Raw genomic sequence first — 17,041 nt, 5'->3', positions numbered from 1 at the left:
TTGTGAGAGGCTGTCGCCGTGAGCATCGATGGGCTGAGCAACGTCCCGGTGCGGCGCGGGACGACGATCAACCTGCGCGTCGAGGCCGAGACGCGGGACCTGATCGATGACGCCGCATCGGTGCTCGGCAAGACGCGGACCGAGTTCATGATCGACACCGCGCGTCATCACGCCATCGACGTGCTGCTCGATCAGCGCCTGTTCGCCCTGGACGACGCGCGGCATGCCGCGTTCGTCGCGGCCCTCGACGCGCCGCCGGTTGCGAGACCGAGGCTGAGCGCGCTCATGGAGAGGAAGCCGGCCTGGGAGCGATGATCGGCCCGCCGGTTCCGCTGGGTTCGGAGCACGGCCTCGATAGGTTCTCGTGCGGCAAGCCGGTGCTCGACGATTGGCTGAAGCGGCAAGCACGCCGCAGCGAGGGCCGGTTCGCCCGGACCTATGTGATCTGTGCGGACGGCACGGTGGTGGGTTATTACTGCATCTCCGCGGGAACGGTCGCCCGGGCGGATGCTCCGGGACGGATTCGACGCAACGCGCCGGAGCCGATCCCGGTCTCGATTCTGGGTCGGCTGGCCTTGGATCGGCGTTGGGCCGGGCGTGGGCTCGGTGCCGACCTCCTGGCCGATGCACTGCGCCGGATCGCCAATGCCGCCGAGGTGATCGGCATCGGCGCCGTCCTGATCCACGCGCTCGACGACCAGGCGCTGACATTCTACCGCAGCCGGGTGGAATTCCTCGCGTTCCCAGACAACTCGCGCACCCTGTTCCTGCCGATCGGCGCGCTGACAGACAGACGATGACGACCCGAACGCTTCCAAGCCGAACGTTTCCAGGCCAATTGCTTCCAGGATCGAATTGAGCACCATGACCGCCGGACACGACACCACCCCGATCAACGAAGGCAACGGTCACGACGGCGCCGACGACTGCGTGCTGCCGTTCTCCGTCGAGGCGCTCGACGTGCGCGGGCGCGTCGTCCGGCTCGGGCCGTCCGTCGACACGATCCTGCGGCGGCACGGCTACCCGGATGCGGTGGCGCGCCTGCTCGGCGAGGCGGCGGCGCTCACCGTGCTCCTCGGCTCGTCCCTGAAGTTCGAGGGCCGGTTCCAGCTCCAAACCAAGACCGACGGCCCGGTCGGGATGATCGTCGTCGACTTCGAGGCGCCCGACCGCCTGCGCGCCACCGCCCGCTTCGAGGCGGAGGCGATCGCGGCTCTGGGCACCGGTCCGCACAAGGCCGCCGAGTTGATCGGGCAGGGGCACCTGGCCATGACCATCGACCAGGGCTCGGCGGCGAGCCGCTACCAGGGCGTCGTCGCGCTGGAGGGACAGAGCCTGGAGGAGGCGGCGCACCAGTATTTCCGCCAGTCCGAGCAGATCCCGACGCAGGTGCGCCTCGCCGTGGCCGAAGCCTTCGAGGACGGGCAGAGCCGCTGGCGCGCCGGCGGGCTGCTGGTCCAGTTCCTGCCGCAGTCGATCGACCGGGCCCGCCTGGCCGACCTGCCGCCGGGTGACATCCCGGAGGGCCGCGTCCACCTCGACGAGAACGGCACCCAAGAGGACGACGCCTGGGTCGAGGCGCGCGCCCTGGTCGGCACGGTCGAGGACCACGAGCTCGTCGACCCGGCGGTCTCGAGCGAGCGGCTGCTCTACCGGCTGTTCCACGAGCGCGGCGTGCGGGTGTTCGAGGCGCAAGCGGTGCACGAGCAGTGCCGCTGCTCGCGCGAGCGGGTGATGGGCATGATCCGCTCGTTCTCGCCCGAGGAGCGCCGCGAGATGGTGGCCGACGACGGCCGCGTCGTCATCACCTGCGAGTTCTGCTCGCGCCGCTACGACCTCGACCCGGCGGAGGTCGAGGCGGAGGTGGGCGGCACGCCGAAGCAATAGAACGCCGCGCCGACGCGACGACGGCCAAGCTTGATCGAGCGATAGACTGAACTTCGGTTCATAAAAATCAGTTTCTAGGTGTGAAACGGTTTTCGAACCTTCGGCGTTTCGATGCTTCCAAGAACGTCGGAGGAAGCATCATGAAAAGGATCGCCATCGGGCTCGCAGCCCTGCTGCTCAGCACGTCGGTCTACGCCCAGGGCGCGGCCGGAAACGCGGCCGGCGCCGGGCCGGGCCGCGCGAATACAGGTTCGACGGACGCGACCGGCGGACGGCCGGGCAGCGACCGCGCATCGGGCGCGTCGTCCGGCGGCCGGATGTCGGACACGCGGGGCGAGGCCCGGAACACGACCGCGGGGAACGGAACCGGCGGCCGCGAGAGCGGCCTGCAGGCCGGGCGGTCCGATCGCCAGGGCGCCGATCGTGCAGGAGCCGATCGTGGAGGAGCCGATCGTCAGGCCGCCGGCCGCGACGACCGGCGCGGCGCGGATCGGGCCGAGGGCCGCGGCGGCAACCGTGACGGGATGCACGAGAGCCGCGACCGGGCGGAGCGGAGCGGGCGCGAGGCGCGCAGCGAGCGGCGCGAGACCCGCACCGACTTCCGGTCCGAGCGGGTCGGCGGCGGCTTCCGGCGCGAGGGCCGGTTCGTGGTCGTCGGCGGCCAGCGCGTGGTGTACGGCTCGCCGGAGTATCGCCGCCTCGTCACGGTCGAGCGCCGGGGCGGCCCGCGGGTCCGCTACGTCACCATCCGCGGCCACCGCGTGCTGTACGGATCGCCGGAATACCGTCGCCTCGTCACGGTCCGCGAGACCGGTCCGCGCGAGCGCTACGTCACCATCCGCGGGCAGCGTGTGCTGTACGGATCGCCCGAGTACCGTCGCCTCAGCGTGACCACGACCGAGCGTCGCGGCGGCAGCGTCGACGTCGGCTTCCGCGGACAGGATCGCACGGACGTGCGGACCCGCTCCACCCGGACCGAGACCCGCGACGATCGCGGCTTCCGCAATGCCGACCGGCGCAACGCCGGCGAGCGCAACACGGGCGCCGACCGGGGATCCGAGCGCAACGCCGACCTGCGTCGGGGCCAGGATGCGCGCGGCGGCCAGGACAGGGGCGGCATCCGCAACGCTTCGGAGACGATGGGCGGCGGCAAGAGCGAAGACAGGGGTGGCGCCAACGGTGGCGTCAGGAGCGGGCGCGATGCCGGCATGACCGGCGGCTCGCCCGAGCGCGGCGGCGCGGGTGCCGCCACCCGCAACGGCCGCGACGGGGGCGGCGCCGGTCGCAATTGATCGGTCCAGTCGTGCGAACGGGGAGGGGCCGGCGACGGCGCCTCCCCGACCCGCCGCGCCGGTCAGCTCTTGAGCACCGGCTCGGCGATGTCGACGGCATGGCGGCCGGCGAGGTATTCCGGCTGGAACAGGCACATCCGCACGGCATCGCGGTAGCGGCCGTTCATGAAGAACTCGTCCCGCAGGATGCCCTCGGGGCGGAAGCCGCAGCTCTCGTAGATCCGCACGGCGCGGGCATTGTCCTTGTCCACGTGCAGGTAGAGCTTGTGGATGTTGAGCACGCTGAAGGCGTAGTCCATTGCGATCCGCGTCGCCTGGCGGGCGAAGCCCCGGCCCTGGAAGCCCGGATGGATCGCGATCTGGAACTCGCAGCGCCGGTGCAGGTGGTTGATCTCAACGAGCTCGACGAGGCCGGCCGGATGCCCGTTCAGCGTCGCGATGATGAAGCGCCGCTCGGTCTGGTTGTGGATGTTGCGCTCGTAGAGCTGCGCCAGCTCGGCGAAGGACTCGTAGGCCTCCTCGAACCAGTAGCGCATGATGCTGTCGTTGTTGTTGAGCTGATGCACGAACATCAGGTCCTCGCGCTCCAGCGGGCGGAGCTTGACCCTGTCGGGGACGGTCTCGTTCATGCGGCGCAGGCCTCGATCAAGCGGCGGAGGAACGCCTCGCCCTGGCCGAGCGCGGCCAGCGTGATGAACTCGTCCGGCTGGTGGGCCTGGTCGATCGAGCCCGGCCCGCAGACCACGGTCGGGATGCCCGCCTGCTGGAAGCGCCCGGCCTCGGTGGCGTAGGGCATCGACACGGTGCGGTTGCGGTTGGCCAGCCGCAGCGCCAGCCGCTCGGCCTCGGAGCCGGGCTCCGGCAGCAGGCCGGGGATCGCGATCTCCTCGACGGTCTCGATCCGGCCGAACGCGCCGTAGCGGTTCAGGCGCTCGCGGGTCACCGCCTCGGCCTTGGCCTGGAATAGACGCGGGATCTCCGCCATGTCGAGGTCGGGCAGGCCGCGGAACTCCCAGTGGAAGGCGCATTCCTTGGGCAGGATGTTGCGGGCGGTGCCGCCGTGGATCGTGCCGACATGCACGGTGGTGCTGGGCGGATCGAACCGGCCCGACGCGTCGCCCCGGGCGATCATCCGGTCGGCGATGGCGTTCAGCCCGGAGACGAGGTCGCAGGCCGCCATCACGGCGTTGGCCCCGAGCATCGGCTTGGCCGAATGCGCCTCGTGGCCGTGCACCGTGGTGTGGAAGGTGACGATGCTCTTGTGCGCATCGGCGACCTCGAGGTCGGTCGGCTCGCCGACGATCACCGCGCCCGGCCGCGGCAGGTCGACGCCGAAGCGGGCGATCGCGTCCATCACGCCGAGGCAGGTGGTCTCCTCGTCGTAGGAGAGCAGGATGTGGATCGGGCGCTTGAGGCCGGCCGCGAGGCAGTCCGGCACCAGCGCCAGGGCGGTGGCGCAGAACCCCTTCATGTCGACCGCGCCGCGGCCGTAGGCCCGGCCGTCGGCGACGCGCAGGGTGAACGGGTCGGCGGTCCAGGCCTGTCCCGTGACCGGGACGACGTCGGTGTGCCCCGACAGCACGACGCCGCCGTCGACCTGCGGCCCGATCGTGGCGAAGAGCGCGGCACGGTCGCCGGCCGCGTTCGGGATGCGGAGGTGGGGGACGCCCCAGCCGTCGAGATAGGCGGCGACCCAGTCGATCAGGTCGAGATTCGGCTTCGAGCTTTCGGTGTCGAAGCCGACGAGGTGGGCGAGGATGTCGAGCGGGGTCAGCCGCTCGCCGGAACCGGGCATCGCTTGGTGTCCTGGGCGGGCCGCCGGCCTGCCCGGCTCGAATCAGTGCAGGCTGCGGCGGATATGCGGGCTGTCGAGCGAGAAGGCCGGGATCTCGGCCTCGAAGCTCTCGCCCGCGACCGTGGCCATGGTGTAGCTCCCCGCCATCAGCCCGTCCGGCGTGGTGAGCGGGCAGCCGCTGGTGTAGCAGAACGACTCGCCCGGCTCCAGCACCGGCTGCTTACCGACGACGCCGGCGCCGCGCACCTCCTGGCACTCGCCGCGCCCGTCGATGATGCGCCAATGGCGGGAGCGGAGCTGCACCTGCTCGGCGCCGTTGTTCACGATCTCAACGGTGTAGGCGAAGAAGTACCGGCTCTCTCCCGGCGAGGATTCCTCCTCGACGAAGCGCGGATTGACGGTCACGCTGATTCCGCGCGTCTCGGCCTTGTACATCGTCCCTAATTGCCCTCTTCAGCGGCGCTCGAGTTCGGTCTAGCTCGGGTCTAGACGGCTCGAAGCCGCTTTTCGATGCGTCATTCAACGTGGTAGTTGCCGGAAGAATTCCCGTCAATTGCGGCGGAGTACGTCGCGGCGGGCGGCATGAACGGGGCCGGCATGGTCGAAGCGTGGGTGTGCCATCTGAGGTCGCTTCGGCGCGGGGGGGACGTTCGGCTCTCGGCGGCGGCGCTCGCCCACGTGGCGGCCTGGGCGACGCTGCTCGCCCTTGCGGGCTTTTCCGCGTGGCGCGATCCGGCCGCCAACCTCCTGCCCGCGGCGGCGCTCGCGGCCGCGCTGATCCTCGACGGGACCGGGCGGATCGCGGCGGCCGTCATCGCCGGCCGGGCGGGACCCGATCCGCGGCTCGCCGGCCTGCCCTCGCTGGTGCTCGGCGTCGGCGGCACGGTCGGCCTCGTCGCCGGCGCGGCCGCGCTGCTCGTGTTTCCGCGCGCGGTCCCGGTGCTGGCGAGCGCGCTCGCCGGCCTGGTCGCGATCGGCGCCCTGGCCCGGCTCGCCCTGATCCGGATCGTCCTCGCCCTGCCCGGCGACGAGCCCGCCGCCCTCCCGGCGGAGGCGCGCGCGACCTCGGTCCGGCCCCCCTTAAGCCGACGTTAGGCGCTTTGCTCGAAAACGGCCGATGGTGACGGCCGGACGGGACGCGCGAGAGACATGAGCACGACGCCGAGCCCTTCGGTCGAGACCGGCCCTTCGGTCGCGGCAGGCACCGCCACGGGGCAGGGCGCCCCGCGCGACGGCATCCTGTCGGGCGAGGGCATCGCCGCCCTGGCGCGGGCGGGCGGCATCCTGCCGGCCTCGGCCTTCGCCGCCGACCAGATCCAGCCGGCGAGCCTCGACCTGCGCCTCGGGGCGCGGGCCTGGCGCGTGCGCACCAGCTTCCTGCCGGGCGCGGCGCGGGCGGTCTCGGCCTGCGTCGAGCGGCTGGCGTTCCACGAGATCGACCTGCGGCCCGGCGCGGTCCTGGAGACCGGCTGCGTCTACATCGCCGAGCTGCAGGAATCCCTGGCGCTGCCCGAGGACCTCGCGGCGGCGGCCAACCCCAAGAGCTCCACCGGGCGGATCGACGTGTTCACCCGCGTCATCACCGACCGGGCGGAAGCGTTCGACCAGGTCGGGGCCGGCTATCGCGGGCCGCTCTACGCCGAGATCTCGCCGCGCACCTTCCCGGTCCTGGTCCGCACCGGCTCGCGCCTGTCGCAGATCCGCTTCCGACGCGGCATCGTGCGGCTGCGCGACGACGAGCTGGTCGCGCTGCACGCGCGCGCGCCGCTGGTGACCGCGGCGGCGCCCTCCTTCCAGGGGGGCGTCGCCGTCTCGGTCGATCTCGCCGGGTTCGACGGGCTGATCGGCTACCGGGCCAAGCGCCATACCGGCCTCGTGGACGTCGACGCGCCGGGGCGCCACGCGGCGGCCGAGTTCTGGGAGCCGCTGCCGGCCGACGGGTCCGGGTCGCTGATCCTCGATCCCGGCCAGTTCTACATCCTGGCCTCGAAGGAATCGGTGCAGGTGCCGCCCGACCACGCCGCCGAGATGGTGCCATTCGACCCGCTCGTCGGCGAGTTCCGGGTGCATTACGCCGGCTTCTTCGATCCCGGCTTCGGCTATGCCGGCGCCGGCGGCACCGGCGCGCGCGCGGTGCTGGAGGTCCGCTCCCGCGACGTGCCGTTCCTGCTCGAGGACGGCCAGATCGTCGGCCGGCTCGTCTACGAGCGCATGGAGGCGGTGCCGCTGATGCTCTACGGCGCCGGCGCCGGCTCGAACTATCAGGCGCAAGGGCTGAAGCTGTCCAAGCACTTCGCCTGAAGCGCCCGGACTCAGTATCCCAGCGCGCTGCCGTCCTTGCGCGGGTCCGAGCCGGCCGACAGCATGCCGGCTGCGCGGTCGATCCAGATCACCTGCCCGCCGCCGAGGGGGAGGGGAGCGGCGACCGCGTCGTGGCCGCGGTCCCTCAGGCCGCCGACGAGGCCGGAAAGGCCGCCCTCGACCTCGAGCGTGCCGCCGTAGGCGAAGCTGCGCGGCGCATCGAGCGCCTCCTGCGGATCGAGGCCGCGGTCGATCAGGCCGGTCAGCAGCTCGACATGGCCCATCGCCTGGTAGTGCCCGCCCATCACGCCGAAGGGCGCGACCGCGCGGCCGTCCCGCATCAGCATGCCGGGGATGATCGTGTGCATCGGGCGCTTGGACGGGCCGATCGTGTTGGGGTGGCCGGCCTCCGTGCGGAACGACAGGCCGCGGTTGTGCAGCAGCACGCCGCTCGACGGCCCAAGGATGCCCGAGCCGAAGCCCTGGAAGATCGAGTTGATCAGCGAGATCGCGTTGCCGTCCCGGTCGACCACGCAGAGGTAGACCGTGTCCTTGTGCGCGCGGGCCGCGAGCTCGGCGCGGATCTCGGGATAGAGCACCGGCGCCTGCGCGCGGGCCATGTCGATCGCCCCGTGGGCGGCCGCCTGCCAGGCGTCGGAGAGCAGGTGCTCGACCGGGATCGCCTGGAGCTCGGGATCGCCGAACAGGGCGTCGCGGTGGTGGTAGCCCTGCTTGCACGCCTCCGCGAACAGGTGGACCCGGTCGAGGTCGGAGAGCCCGGCGACGTCGAAGGGCTTCAGCACGTTGAGCATCATCAGCGCCGCCAGACCCTGCCCGGCGGGCGGGCATTCGTAGACGTCGTAGCCGCGGTAGCGGGTGCTGATCGGGGTGACGACGTCCGGCGCGGCGCTCGCGAAATCCTCCAGGGTGTGGAGGCCGCCGCGCTCGCGCAGGCGGCTCACGAGATCCTCGGCCACCGGCCCCTCGTAGAAGCCGCGCGCGCCCTCGCCGGCGATCCGCCGGAGGGTCGCGGCCAGCTTCTCGAGCCGCACCACGGTGCCGACCGCCGGCGCCCGGCCGTCGATCAGGTAGGTCGCCGCCGCGTGCGGATCGCCGGCGACCCGGCCGATGCTGCGCGCCCAGTCCCACCCGACCCGCGGCTGAACGGGAAAGCCGTCCTCGGCCAGCCGGATCGCCGGCTGCAGCAGCTCGCCGAGGGAGCGGGTGCCGTGGTCCTCGACGAGCCGCTGCCACGCCGCCACCGCGCCGGGCACGGTCACCGCATGCGCGGAATCGGGCTCGATCGCGACGCCGTTCTCGCGGTACCACGCGTCGTCGGCGGCCGCCGGGCTGCGGCCGGAGCCGTCGATCGCGATCGGCACCGACGTGCCGTTGCGCGCATACAGGGCGAAGCAGTCGCCGCCGATGCCGGTCATCAGCGGGTCGACGACGCATTGCACCGCCACCGCGGCGATCGCCGCGTCGACGGCGTTGCCGCCCGCGCGCAGGGTCTCGATCGCCACCAGCGTCGAGGCCGGGTGCGAGGTCGCGACCGCGGCGTTGGCGGCGTAGACGGGCGAGCGGCCCGGTCCCTCGAAGTTCCTCATGGGCGATCCTCAGCTTCTCGTGGCGACCCAGTGGCCGGGCGCGACCTCGACGAGGTCGCCGCCCTCGGCGATGGGGGAGGCGGGCCGGGCCTGCTCCGCGGCGAGGCGGGCGCGCTCGGCGGCCGGGTCGGGCACCGGCACGGCGCCGAGCAGGCGCCGCGTGTAGGGATGGCGCGGGTCGTCGTAGAGCGCGTCGCTCTCGGCCAGCTCGACGATGCGGCCGCGCCAGAGCACGGCGACCCGGTGGCAGAGATAGCGCACCATGCGCAGGTCGTGGGAGATGAACAGGTAGGACAGCCCGAGCTCGGCCTGCAGGTCCTGCAGCAGGTTGACCACCTGCGCCTGGATCGAGACGTCAAGCGCCGCGATCGGCTCGTCGGCGACGATGAAGCTCGGCTTGAGCGCGATGGCGCGGGCGATGCAGATGCGCTGGCGCTGGCCGCCGGAGAACTGGTGCGGGAACCGCCCGGCGAAGCGCGGCTCCAGCCCGACCCGCTCGAACAGCCCGGCCACCGCCGCGCGGCGCTCGGCCCGGCCCATTTCGGGCCGGTGCAGCTTGAACGCCTCGGAGACGTAGTCGCCGACGCTCATCCGCGGGTTGAGCGCGGCGTAGGGGTCCTGGAACACGGTCTGGATGCGGGCGCGCATGCCGCGCATCGCTCGCGGCGAGAGCTTGGCGAGGTCCGTGCCCTCGAAGGCGACGGTGCCTGCGGTCGGCGGGTTCAGCATCGTCACGGCACGGCCGATGGTCGACTTGCCCGAGCCGGATTCGCCGACGAGCCCCAGCGTCTCGCCGGCGCGGATGTCGAAGCTGACGTCCTCGACCGCCCGGAACACCGAGGCCTTGCCGCCCCACCACGAGCGCAGGGGATAGTGCTTCGAGAGGTTGCGCACCGAGACGATCGGATAGTCCGGGGCCCGCATCACCGTGCCTCCTCCGCTTCGCGCGCCAGGATCGCCGGAAGGTCGTACCAGGCCGCGACGAGGTGGCCGGGCGCGGCGCCGGCGGCCTGGACGAGCGGCGGCGCCTCGGTGCGGCAGCGGGGGGTGGCGTAGGCGTTGCGCGGCGCGAACGGGTCGCCGGGCGGGGGGGCGCGCATGTCGGGCGGCGCGCCCTCGATCTGGCGCAGGCGCCCGCGCCCGGCCCGGCCGCGGGTGAGGTCGGGGAGCGAGCGCAGCAGGCCGAGGGTGTAGGCGCTGCGCGGGTCGGCGAAGATGTCGTCCACCGGCCCGCGCTCGAGGATGCGGCCGGCATACATCACCTGCACCGTGTCGCTGATGCCGGCGACCACCCCGAGGTCGTGGGTGATCCAGATGATCGCCATGCCGATCTCGCGCTTCAGCTCCTGCACCAGGGCGACGATCTCGGCCTGCACCGTGACGTCGAGCGCCGTCGTCGCCTCGTCCGCGATGAGGAGCTTCGGGCGGCAGGCGATCCCGATGGCGATCATCACGCGCTGGCGCTGGCCGCCGGAGAACTCGTGCGGGTACTGGTCGAGGCGGCCGGCCGCGTTCGGGATGCGGACGAGGTCGAGCAGCTCCCGCGCACGCCGGCGCGCCGCGCGGGCGTCGAGGCCGAGATGGATGCGCAGCGGCTCGACGATCTGCGCCGCCACGGTCATGCCGGGGTTGAGCGAGCTCATCGGGTCCTGGAACACGAACCCGATCTCGCCGCCGCGGACTTTTCGGAGCGCCTTCTCGGGCAGGGTGAGCAGGTCGCGGCCCCGGAACAGCACCTGACCGCCGGTGATCCGGCCGGGGGGCCGCGGGATCAGGCCGAGCATGGCCAGCACGTGCACGCTCTTGCCGGAGCCCGATTCGCCGACGATGCCGAGCGTCTCGCCCTCGCGGAGGGCGTACGAGACGCCGTTGACGGCGTGGACCGCGCCGCCGTCGGTGTCGAAGGCGACGGCGAGGTCGCGGACCTCGAGCAGGGGCGTTTCGAGACGCGGCATGTCGCTCATGTGCGGCCCCGCGGATCCAGCGCGTCGCGCAGCCCGTCGCCGAGCAGGTTGAAGCCGAGCACGGCGAGGAAGATCGACAGGCCGGGCCAGATCGCCATCCACGGCGCCTGGTCGAGGAAGTTCTTGGCGACGTTGAGCATCGCGCCCCAGCTCGGCTCGGGGGGCTGCTGGCCGAGCCCGAGGAAGGACAGGCTCGCCTCGGCGATGATCGCCGCGGCGATGGTCAGCGTCGCCTGGACCAGGATCGCCGGCACGATGTTGGGCAGGATGTGCACCAGCGCGATCCGCCAGGGCGGGTTGCCGACCGAGCGCGCCGCCTCGACGAACTCCTCCGCCGCCACCGCCTGGACCTGCGCGCGGGTGAGCCGGACGAAGGTCGAGGTCGCCGAGAGGCCGATCGCCACCATCGCGTTGGTCAGGCTCGGGCCGAGGAAGGCCGCGAGCGCGATCGCCAGGATCAGGAACGGGATCGCCAGGAGCGCATCGGTGAGCCGCATGATCGCGCCGTCGACCCAGCCGCCGGCATAGCCGGCGACGAGCCCGAGCGGCAGGCCGAGCGAGACCGCGAGCGCCACCGAGACGAGGCCGGCGCCGAGCGAGGCCCGCGCCCCGTAGACGATGCGGGCCAGCACGTCGCGCCCGACCTCGTCGCCGCCGAACGGGTGGGCCAGCGACGGCGCGGCGCGCACCGCGCCCCAATCGGTCGCCGTCGGGTCGTAGGGCGCGATCCATCCGGCGAACGCCGCCATCAGCACCAGCCCGACGACGATGGCGAGCCCGACGACGGCGCTCCGCCGCGCCCGCAGCCGGCGCCAGAAGGCGCCGAGCATGCCGGGCTCGCGCGGGAGGGGCACCGCTCGTCCCCCCGCCACGGAGGGGGACGGCAACAGCGCGGCGGCGTCGCGATCCATCCCGCTCATGCCCGCCTCAGCTTCGGGTTGACCACGGCCGCCAGCACATCCGCCGCGAGGTTGAGGCCGACATAGGTGGCGGCGGTGCAGATCACGACGCCCTGCACGGTGGCGAAGTCGCGGTTGAACACCGCGTCGACCATCAGCTTGCCGAAGCCCGGCACCGAGAAGATCTGCTCGGTGAGCACCGCGCCGGACAGGAGCTGCCCGAACTCGAGCGCGCCCAGCGTGATGATCGGGATCGCGGCGTTGGGCAGCGCGTGGCGCAGCACCAGGCGCAGCGGCGAGACGCCCTTGGCGCGCGCCGTGCGGACGTAGTCGGAGCCGAGCACGCCGAGCATCGCCGCCCGGGTGTGGCGCATCATCACCGCGCTGATCGCGTTGCCGAGCACGAAGGCCGGCATCGCCATCGCCTTGAGGTTCTCCCACAGGCTCTCCGAGGGCGGGACGTAGCCGGAGGCCGGCAGCCATCCGAGCTGCACCGAGAACAGCAGGATCATCAGGATGCCGAGCCAGAAGTTCGGGATCGACAGGCCCCAGAGCGCGACGCCGTTGGCCAAGGTGTCGGCCCAGGTGCCGCGGCGGGCGGCCGAGACGATGCCCATCGGCACGCCGATGGCCAGGGCCACCAGCATGGCGAGGCAGGCGAGCTCGAGCGTCACCGGCAGCTTCTCGAGGACGAGTTCCGAGACCGGCTTCTGCAGGCGGATCGACTCGCCGAGGTCGCCGGTCAGGACGCCCGCCGCCCAGTAGCCGTAGCGGACGGGGAGCGCCCGATCGAGGTGATACTTCTCGCGGATGAACGCGATCACCTCCGGGTCGCGCTCCTCGCCGGAGAGCGCGGTCGCGGTGTCGCCCGGCAGCAATTGCTGCAGGGCGAAGATGATCATCGAGGCGAGGACGAGCGTCGGGACCGCGAGCGCCAGGCGGCGGGCGAGGAAGCGCAGCATCAGTTCAGCTTGAGCCCGGTGAAGCGCGCCAGCCCGTCCGGGTAGGCGACGAAGCCCGAGAGCTTCTTGGTGTAGGCCCAGAGCAGCTTGCGGTGCAGCAGGTAGAGGCCCGGGCGGTCGTTCAGGACCCGGTCGGCAAGCTGCTTCCAGGCGGCCTGCCGCTTCTGTGGGTCGACGGTGCCGCGCTCGGCCTGGAGCGCCGCGTCGGCCTCGGCGTTGCAGTAGCGGCTGTAGTTCAGCGGCGTCTTGCAGCCGAGGAAGCTGAAGGTGTTGCCGTCGGGGTCCGGTCGCCCGGACCAGGAATACAGGTAGGCCTCGAAGTTGCCCTTGTCGGCCATGTCGAGCAGCGTGGTGAAGTCGGCGGCCTGGATCCGGATGTCGAAGCCGGCCTCCCTGGCCATCGCCTGGATCACCTGCCCGACCTGCGGCGCCTCGCTGTTGGCGTAGACCGAGAGCGTGATCTGGGGTTTCGGCTGCCCGGCCTCGGCGAGCAGGGCCTTCGCCTTGGCGACGTCGCGCTTGGGCACCGGGTATTCGGTCACGTAGCTCGGGTGCTTGGGCGAGACCCACTGGTTGCCGGGCAGGAACTCGCCGTTGAACACCACCTGGTTGAGGGCGTTGCGGTCGATCGACAGGTCGAGCGCCTGGCGCACCTTCGGGTCGGCAAGCGGCGAGCCGGCCTTGGCGGGGTTCAGCAGGATCTCCTGGAAGCCGAGCTCGTAGACCGATCCGAGCGCGAGCTTGGCGTCGCGGCTGACCTGGGGGACGTCGGTCGGCGCCAGGCGCTCGAGCAGGTCGAGCTGGCCGGCGCGCAGGTTGGTCAGCCGCACGGTGGCGTCGGGGATCGGGCGGAACTCGATCCGCTGGATCTGAATCTGGTCCTTGTTCCAGTAATCGGGAAAGCGCTCGACCACGATCCGGTCTTGCGGCACCCGCTCGACGAACCTGAAGGGGCCCGCGCAGACCGGCGCCGTCGAGAACTTGTCGCCGAGCCGCTCGGCGGCCTTGGGCGAGACCATCATCCCGGCCCGATCCGTGAACTGGGCGATCAGCGGCGCGAACGGCGTCTTCAGGTTGATCTTGAAGGTCAGGTCGTCGACCACCTCGACGGTGTCGATCGGCGCGATCTCGCCGCGGCGCTGCGAGCCCGGCATCTTGAGGTGCCGCTCGATCGAGAACTTCGCCGCCGCCGCGTTCAGCGGCTCGCCGTCATGGAACCTCACCCCCGGCCGCAGGTGCATGGTCAGGGTCTTCTCGTCGGGCGAAAGCTCCCATTGCGTGGCGAGCTGCGGCACCGGCTTCAGGTCGGGCCCGATGTCGACGAGCTTGTCGCAGAGCGCGGCGAAGACCATGCGGCTGGCGAACGTCCGCGCCAGCGTCGGATCGAGGGCGTCGGGGTCCTCCATCATGCCGTAGCGCAGGGTCTGCGCCGAGAGGACCGTGGACGAGAGCGGCAGGGAGACGAGCAGGCCCGCGATCAGGCAGGCGGCCGACAGACGCGACATCAGGACTTCCCGGGACGGACCAGAGTTTCGAGGCGGATGAGCGGAGCGTGGGCCGATGCACGGGATCAGGCAACCCCAAGCTGGCATTTCGCATTCCAGGCACCATCCGTGCCACCGACGGTTGCCGGTCGTTTCCGGGCGGCCGATCGGAGGCCGTATCGATCTCGATCCGCACGGCCTCGTCCTCGTCGACCAGCCGGCGGCCGCCACCGACAGGCTCCGAGGCTCCGGTCGACGCCTCCGCGTGATGCGCTGCCGCATCTGCGTGCCGCACGGGCACGACGAGACCGCCACCGCAGCCCTCCCAAAGACCCTGAAAGCCCTTCCACCCAGCATGGCCGGAAACGACCTTGGGAGATCTCTGGATCGGTGCACGCGGTTTGCCGGATCGCAGGATCGCAGCGCTTCGATCGACCCGTATCCTCGACCGTCTCCTTCGGGCTAGATCGAAAGGCGTACGCGGCCTCTCCTGAAAATCCGTCATCTCGTCGAGGATTCAGTTTACCGTTAGGCCGGAAGATCGACGTGACCCATTACAAAGCTTGATCTGCGTTATTTCATGGCCATACAATATAGAGCGATCATATTTATTTCTAGATTGTCTTTCATCTGCTCGAAGATGCGGACTCGGAGGTATCGATGTCGGTGACAGTGATAGTGCCAACCCATAACCGCGCCAAGTACATAGAGGCGTGCATCGGAAGCGTGTTGGCGCAATCCCACGAGGACTTCGAGCTGATCGTCGTCGATGACGCGTCGACCGATGGGACCCATGAGATCCTCGCGGCTCTCGCCAAGAAGGATGCGAGGATCCGTTTGTTGCGTCACCCGACGAACAGGGGCGGTCCTGCCGCCAGGAACTTGGGGCTGTCGCTTGCGAAATACGATCTGATTGCCTGCATGGACGACGACGACATCATGCTTCCGGACAGGCTGAAATCGCAAATCCGATTCATGGAAGAAAACCCGGACGTCAGCGTTCTGAGCTCGGCAGCATACATGATCGATGTCGACAACAAGATCATCGGAAAGAGCGTCCCGACCATTGATATGGAACGTGGGCTTGCAAGAAAAGACCCGGGCCTCATCGTCAATATCATCCATCCGACCGCGATGTATCGGCGCGATGTCGTTCTCGGCTTGGGCGGCTATCGGAACTATCTTCTCGATGATCGAGACTTGTGGGGGCGAATGGCGACCGCGGGCTTCAAGATCGCCGTGTCGCCCGAGCCTGTCTTGATGCATCGCCGGCATAGCAGCATCATGACGACGCGGATCAACGAGATCTTCGAAAACGGAGATTTCATCGATTTCAACATGATCAGGCGCCTGAACGGCAACACGGAAATGAGCCTGGAACAATATAGGGAAATGCTTCACTCACAATCGATCTGGAGAAAATGCCGCAATTGGAGATTGAAGAGATCCGCTGTTGCTTACAGAATAGCGACCCTGCACTACAGCAGCGGAAATTGGCTTCCGTTCATGAAAAACCTGGCCGTAGCGCTTTTGCTCAATCCGTCAAAGTACGTCGTGCGAACGATCGCGAAAAAAGGAAAATACCTGCTCAGGAAATCGACCCCCAAGCATATTCTACTGGCTTGAGATAATCTTTGTCATAAGAATCAAAGACGCCGGATCATGATGCATCGTTGTGCTTTGCGCATCGCGCGGCGTCATTTCAAGCTCATATCTCAGTGCAAGCTACCGGAGATGAAATCGGTGCTGCCGACGGGCTATTTCATCTGAAGCGTCGGAGCAGCTGACGGAGGCCGACATGCGCATCCTGGTGACCGGCGGCTGCGGCTTCATCGGCTCCGCCCTCGTGCTCCACCTGGTGCGCGACCTCGGCCACGACGTGCTGACGCTGGACGCGCTGACCTACGCGGCCAACCCGGTGTCGCTGGCGCCCCTCGCCGAGGATCCCCGCCACCGCCTGGTCGAGGCCGACATCTGCGACGCCGACGCGGTGCGCGCGGCGTTCGCGGACTTCCGGCCCGACGCGGTGATGCACCTGGCGGCCGAAAGCCACGTCGACCGCTCGATCACCGATCCGGGCGCGTTCATCCGGACCAACGTGATCGGCACCCAGGTGATGCTGGACGCGGCACGCGGCCACCACGAGGGGCTGGCGGCGGACGCGAAGGGCCGCTTCCGCTTCCTCCACGTCTCGACCGACGAGGTCTACGGCTCGCTGCCGCCGGGCGGGTTCTTCACGGAAGGCAGCCGCTACGACCCGCGCTCGCCGTACTCGGCCTCGAAGGCCGCCTCCGACCACCTGGCCCGGGCCTGGCACGAGACCTACGGCCTGCCGGTGCTGGTGACGAACTGCTCGAACAACTACGGGCCGCGCCACTTCCCGGAAAAGCTCATCCCGCTGATGATCCTCAACGCGCTCGAGGGCCGTCCGCTGCCGGTCTACGGCGACGGCCTGAACGAGCGCGACTGGATCCACGTCGAGGACCACGCCCGCGGCCTGGTGGCGGTGCTGGAGCGCGGCCGGGTCGGCGAGACCTACCTGCTCGGCGGGCGCGCGGTGCGCAACAACCTCGCCGTGGTCGAGGCGCTGTGCGCCGCCTTCGACCGGCTGCGGCCCGAGCACGCCCCGCACGCGCGGCTGATCGCCTTCGTCGCCGACCGGCCCGGGCACGACCGCCGCTACGCGATCGACCCGGGCAAGGCCGAGGCCGAGATCGGCTGGGCGCCGTCCAAGACCTTCGAGCAGGCGCTGGAGGAGACCGTGCGCTGGTACCTCGACAACGCGGCCTGGTGGCGCCCGATCCGCGAGGGCCGCTACGCCGGCGAGCGCCTCGGCCTCGCCCCGGCCGC

The 17,041-nt window shown here is 70.5% G+C and carries 17 protein-coding genes; 8 read left to right on the top strand and 9 right to left on the bottom strand.

Going from position 1 to position 17,041, the window contains the following annotated elements; genetic code table 11:
* Positions 1 to 18: 18 nt before the first annotated feature.
* The 4 genes from MKK64_RS17020 (at position 19) to MKK64_RS17005 (ending at position 3,179) form a co-directional block, all read left to right on the top strand.
* A complete protein-coding gene (locus tag MKK64_RS17020) occupies positions 19 to 315 on the top strand; it encodes a DUF1778 domain-containing protein (RefSeq protein WP_243935052.1) in 297 nt (98 codons plus the stop codon).
* A complete protein-coding gene (locus MKK64_RS17015) occupies positions 312 to 800 on the top strand; it encodes a GNAT family N-acetyltransferase (protein ID WP_243936060.1) in 489 nt (162 codons plus the stop codon). The genes MKK64_RS17020 and MKK64_RS17015 overlap by 4 nt, the downstream gene beginning before the upstream one ends.
* Positions 801 to 864: 64 nt before the next feature.
* Entirely contained in the window at positions 865 to 1,887 is a 1,023-nt protein-coding gene (locus tag MKK64_RS17010; RefSeq protein ID WP_147727009.1) for an Hsp33 family molecular chaperone, read from the top strand.
* 140 nt (positions 1,888 to 2,027) lie between these two features.
* On the top strand, positions 2,028 to 3,179 hold the full coding sequence (locus MKK64_RS17005) for a hypothetical protein (RefSeq protein ID WP_243935046.1): 1,152 nt from the start codon (positions 2,028 to 2,030) through the stop codon (positions 3,177 to 3,179).
* A gap of 62 nt (positions 3,180 to 3,241) precedes the next feature.
* Here MKK64_RS17005 and speG read toward each other — a convergent pair whose 3' ends face one another.
* The 3 genes from speG to apaG are packed head-to-tail and all read right to left on the bottom strand — an operon-like array spanning position 3,242 to position 5,409.
* The gene (gene speG, locus MKK64_RS17000; protein ID WP_147844564.1) at positions 3,242 to 3,808 is read right to left on the bottom strand and encodes a spermidine N1-acetyltransferase; all 567 of its coding nucleotides are present in this window, start codon (positions 3,806 to 3,808) and stop codon (positions 3,242 to 3,244) included.
* On the bottom strand, positions 3,805 to 4,974 hold the full coding sequence (gene argE, locus MKK64_RS16995; RefSeq protein WP_243936058.1) for an acetylornithine deacetylase: 1,170 nt from the start codon (positions 4,972 to 4,974) through the stop codon (positions 3,805 to 3,807). Before argE ends, speG begins: the two co-directional genes overlap by 4 nt.
* 42 nt (positions 4,975 to 5,016) lie before the next feature.
* A complete protein-coding gene (apaG, locus tag MKK64_RS16990) occupies positions 5,017 to 5,409 on the bottom strand; it encodes a Co2+/Mg2+ efflux protein ApaG (RefSeq protein ID WP_147729503.1) in 393 nt (130 codons plus the stop codon).
* Positions 5,410 to 5,571: 162 nt separating this feature from the next.
* Here apaG and MKK64_RS16985 point away from each other — a divergent pair, with 162 nt between their 5' ends.
* Entirely contained in the window at positions 5,572 to 6,069 is a 498-nt protein-coding gene (locus MKK64_RS16985; RefSeq protein ID WP_243935045.1) for a hypothetical protein, read from the top strand.
* 54 nt (positions 6,070 to 6,123) lie between these two features.
* Positions 6,124 to 7,275: a 2'-deoxycytidine 5'-triphosphate deaminase gene (locus tag MKK64_RS16980; RefSeq protein WP_243935043.1), complete on the top strand. Its 1,152-nt coding sequence runs from the start codon at positions 6,124 to 6,126 to the stop codon at positions 7,273 to 7,275.
* A gap of 11 nt (positions 7,276 to 7,286) precedes the next feature.
* On the opposite strand, the gene MKK64_RS16975 is transcribed toward MKK64_RS16980, so the two are convergent.
* The 6 genes from MKK64_RS16975 to MKK64_RS16950 form a co-directional block, all read right to left on the bottom strand.
* Complete coding sequence (locus tag MKK64_RS16975; RefSeq protein WP_243936056.1) at positions 7,287 to 8,882, bottom strand: gamma-glutamyltransferase family protein; 1,596 nt, start codon at positions 8,880 to 8,882, stop codon at positions 7,287 to 7,289.
* A 9-nt stretch (positions 8,883 to 8,891) separates the two neighbouring features.
* On the bottom strand, positions 8,892 to 9,806 hold the full coding sequence (locus MKK64_RS16970) for an ABC transporter ATP-binding protein (RefSeq protein WP_243935039.1): 915 nt from the start codon (positions 9,804 to 9,806) through the stop codon (positions 8,892 to 8,894).
* Positions 9,806 to 10,837, bottom strand: coding sequence for an ABC transporter ATP-binding protein (locus tag MKK64_RS16965; protein ID WP_147858752.1), 1,032 nt, complete (start codon positions 10,835 to 10,837; stop codon positions 9,806 to 9,808). The genes MKK64_RS16970 and MKK64_RS16965 overlap by 1 nt, the downstream gene beginning before the upstream one ends.
* A 5-nt stretch (positions 10,838 to 10,842) precedes the next feature.
* Positions 10,843 to 11,676 carry an ABC transporter permease gene (locus MKK64_RS16960; protein WP_243936178.1) on the bottom strand — a complete coding sequence of 278 codons (834 nt, stop codon included), beginning with the start codon at positions 11,674 to 11,676 and terminating at the stop codon, positions 10,843 to 10,845.
* 86 nt (positions 11,677 to 11,762) lie between these two features.
* On the bottom strand, positions 11,763 to 12,707 hold the full coding sequence (locus tag MKK64_RS16955) for an ABC transporter permease (RefSeq protein ID WP_147728789.1): 945 nt from the start codon (positions 12,705 to 12,707) through the stop codon (positions 11,763 to 11,765).
* Positions 12,707 to 14,212, bottom strand: coding sequence for an ABC transporter substrate-binding protein (locus MKK64_RS16950; protein WP_243936055.1), 1,506 nt, complete (start codon positions 14,210 to 14,212; stop codon positions 12,707 to 12,709). Before MKK64_RS16950 ends, MKK64_RS16955 begins: the two co-directional genes overlap by 1 nt.
* A gap of 639 nt (positions 14,213 to 14,851) precedes the next feature.
* Here MKK64_RS16950 and MKK64_RS16945 point away from each other — a divergent pair.
* Positions 14,852 to 15,817 carry a glycosyltransferase family 2 protein gene (locus tag MKK64_RS16945; protein WP_243936054.1) on the top strand — a complete coding sequence of 322 codons (966 nt, stop codon included), beginning with the start codon at positions 14,852 to 14,854 and terminating at the stop codon, positions 15,815 to 15,817.
* Positions 15,818 to 15,989: 172 nt separating this feature from the next.
* On the top strand, positions 15,990 to 17,041 hold a 1,052-nt coding region (rfbB, locus tag MKK64_RS16940), incomplete at its 3' end, for a dTDP-glucose 4,6-dehydratase (protein WP_147841880.1).

The sequence above is a fragment of the Methylobacterium sp. E-025 genome, assembly GCF_022829705.1.
GTDB lineage: Bacteria > Pseudomonadota > Alphaproteobacteria > Rhizobiales > Beijerinckiaceae > Methylobacterium.
This window is presented reverse-complemented; position numbering and strand designations above follow the sequence as displayed.

Bases quoted from the DNA above. Each gene is read 5' to 3' on its own strand.
- MKK64_RS16970 (WP_243935039.1), bottom strand. From the start codon at position 9,806: ATGCGGGCCCCGGACTATCCGATCGTCTCGGTGCGCAACCTCTCGAAG.
- MKK64_RS16980 (WP_243935043.1), top strand. From the start codon at position 6,124: ATGAGCACGACGCCGAGCCCTTCGGTCGAGACCGGCCCTTCGGTCGCG.
- MKK64_RS16955 (WP_147728789.1), bottom strand. From the start codon at position 12,707: ATGCTGCGCTTCCTCGCCCGCCGCCTGGCGCTCGCGGTCCCGACGCTC.
- MKK64_RS17010 (WP_147727009.1), top strand. From the start codon at position 865: ATGACCGCCGGACACGACACCACCCCGATCAACGAAGGCAACGGTCAC.
- MKK64_RS16965 (WP_147858752.1), bottom strand. From the start codon at position 10,837: ATGCCGCGTCTCGAAACGCCCCTGCTCGAGGTCCGCGACCTCGCCGTC.
- MKK64_RS17005 (WP_243935046.1), top strand. From the start codon at position 2,028: ATGAAAAGGATCGCCATCGGGCTCGCAGCCCTGCTGCTCAGCACGTCG.
- argE (WP_243936058.1), bottom strand. From the start codon at position 4,974: ATGCCCGGTTCCGGCGAGCGGCTGACCCCGCTCGACATCCTCGCCCAC.
- MKK64_RS16950 (WP_243936055.1), bottom strand. From the start codon at position 14,212: ATGTCGCGTCTGTCGGCCGCCTGCCTGATCGCGGGCCTGCTCGTCTCC.
- MKK64_RS16945 (WP_243936054.1), top strand. From the start codon at position 14,852: ATGTCGGTGACAGTGATAGTGCCAACCCATAACCGCGCCAAGTACATA.
- MKK64_RS16960 (WP_243936178.1), bottom strand. From the start codon at position 11,676: ATGCTCGGCGCCTTCTGGCGCCGGCTGCGGGCGCGGCGGAGCGCCGTC.
- speG (WP_147844564.1), bottom strand. From the start codon at position 3,808: ATGAACGAGACCGTCCCCGACAGGGTCAAGCTCCGCCCGCTGGAGCGC.
- MKK64_RS16975 (WP_243936056.1), bottom strand. From the start codon at position 8,882: ATGAGGAACTTCGAGGGACCGGGCCGCTCGCCCGTCTACGCCGCCAAC.
- MKK64_RS16985 (WP_243935045.1), top strand. From the start codon at position 5,572: ATGGTCGAAGCGTGGGTGTGCCATCTGAGGTCGCTTCGGCGCGGGGGG.
- apaG (WP_147729503.1), bottom strand. From the start codon at position 5,409: ATGTACAAGGCCGAGACGCGCGGAATCAGCGTGACCGTCAATCCGCGC.
- MKK64_RS17015 (WP_243936060.1), top strand. From the start codon at position 312: ATGATCGGCCCGCCGGTTCCGCTGGGTTCGGAGCACGGCCTCGATAGG.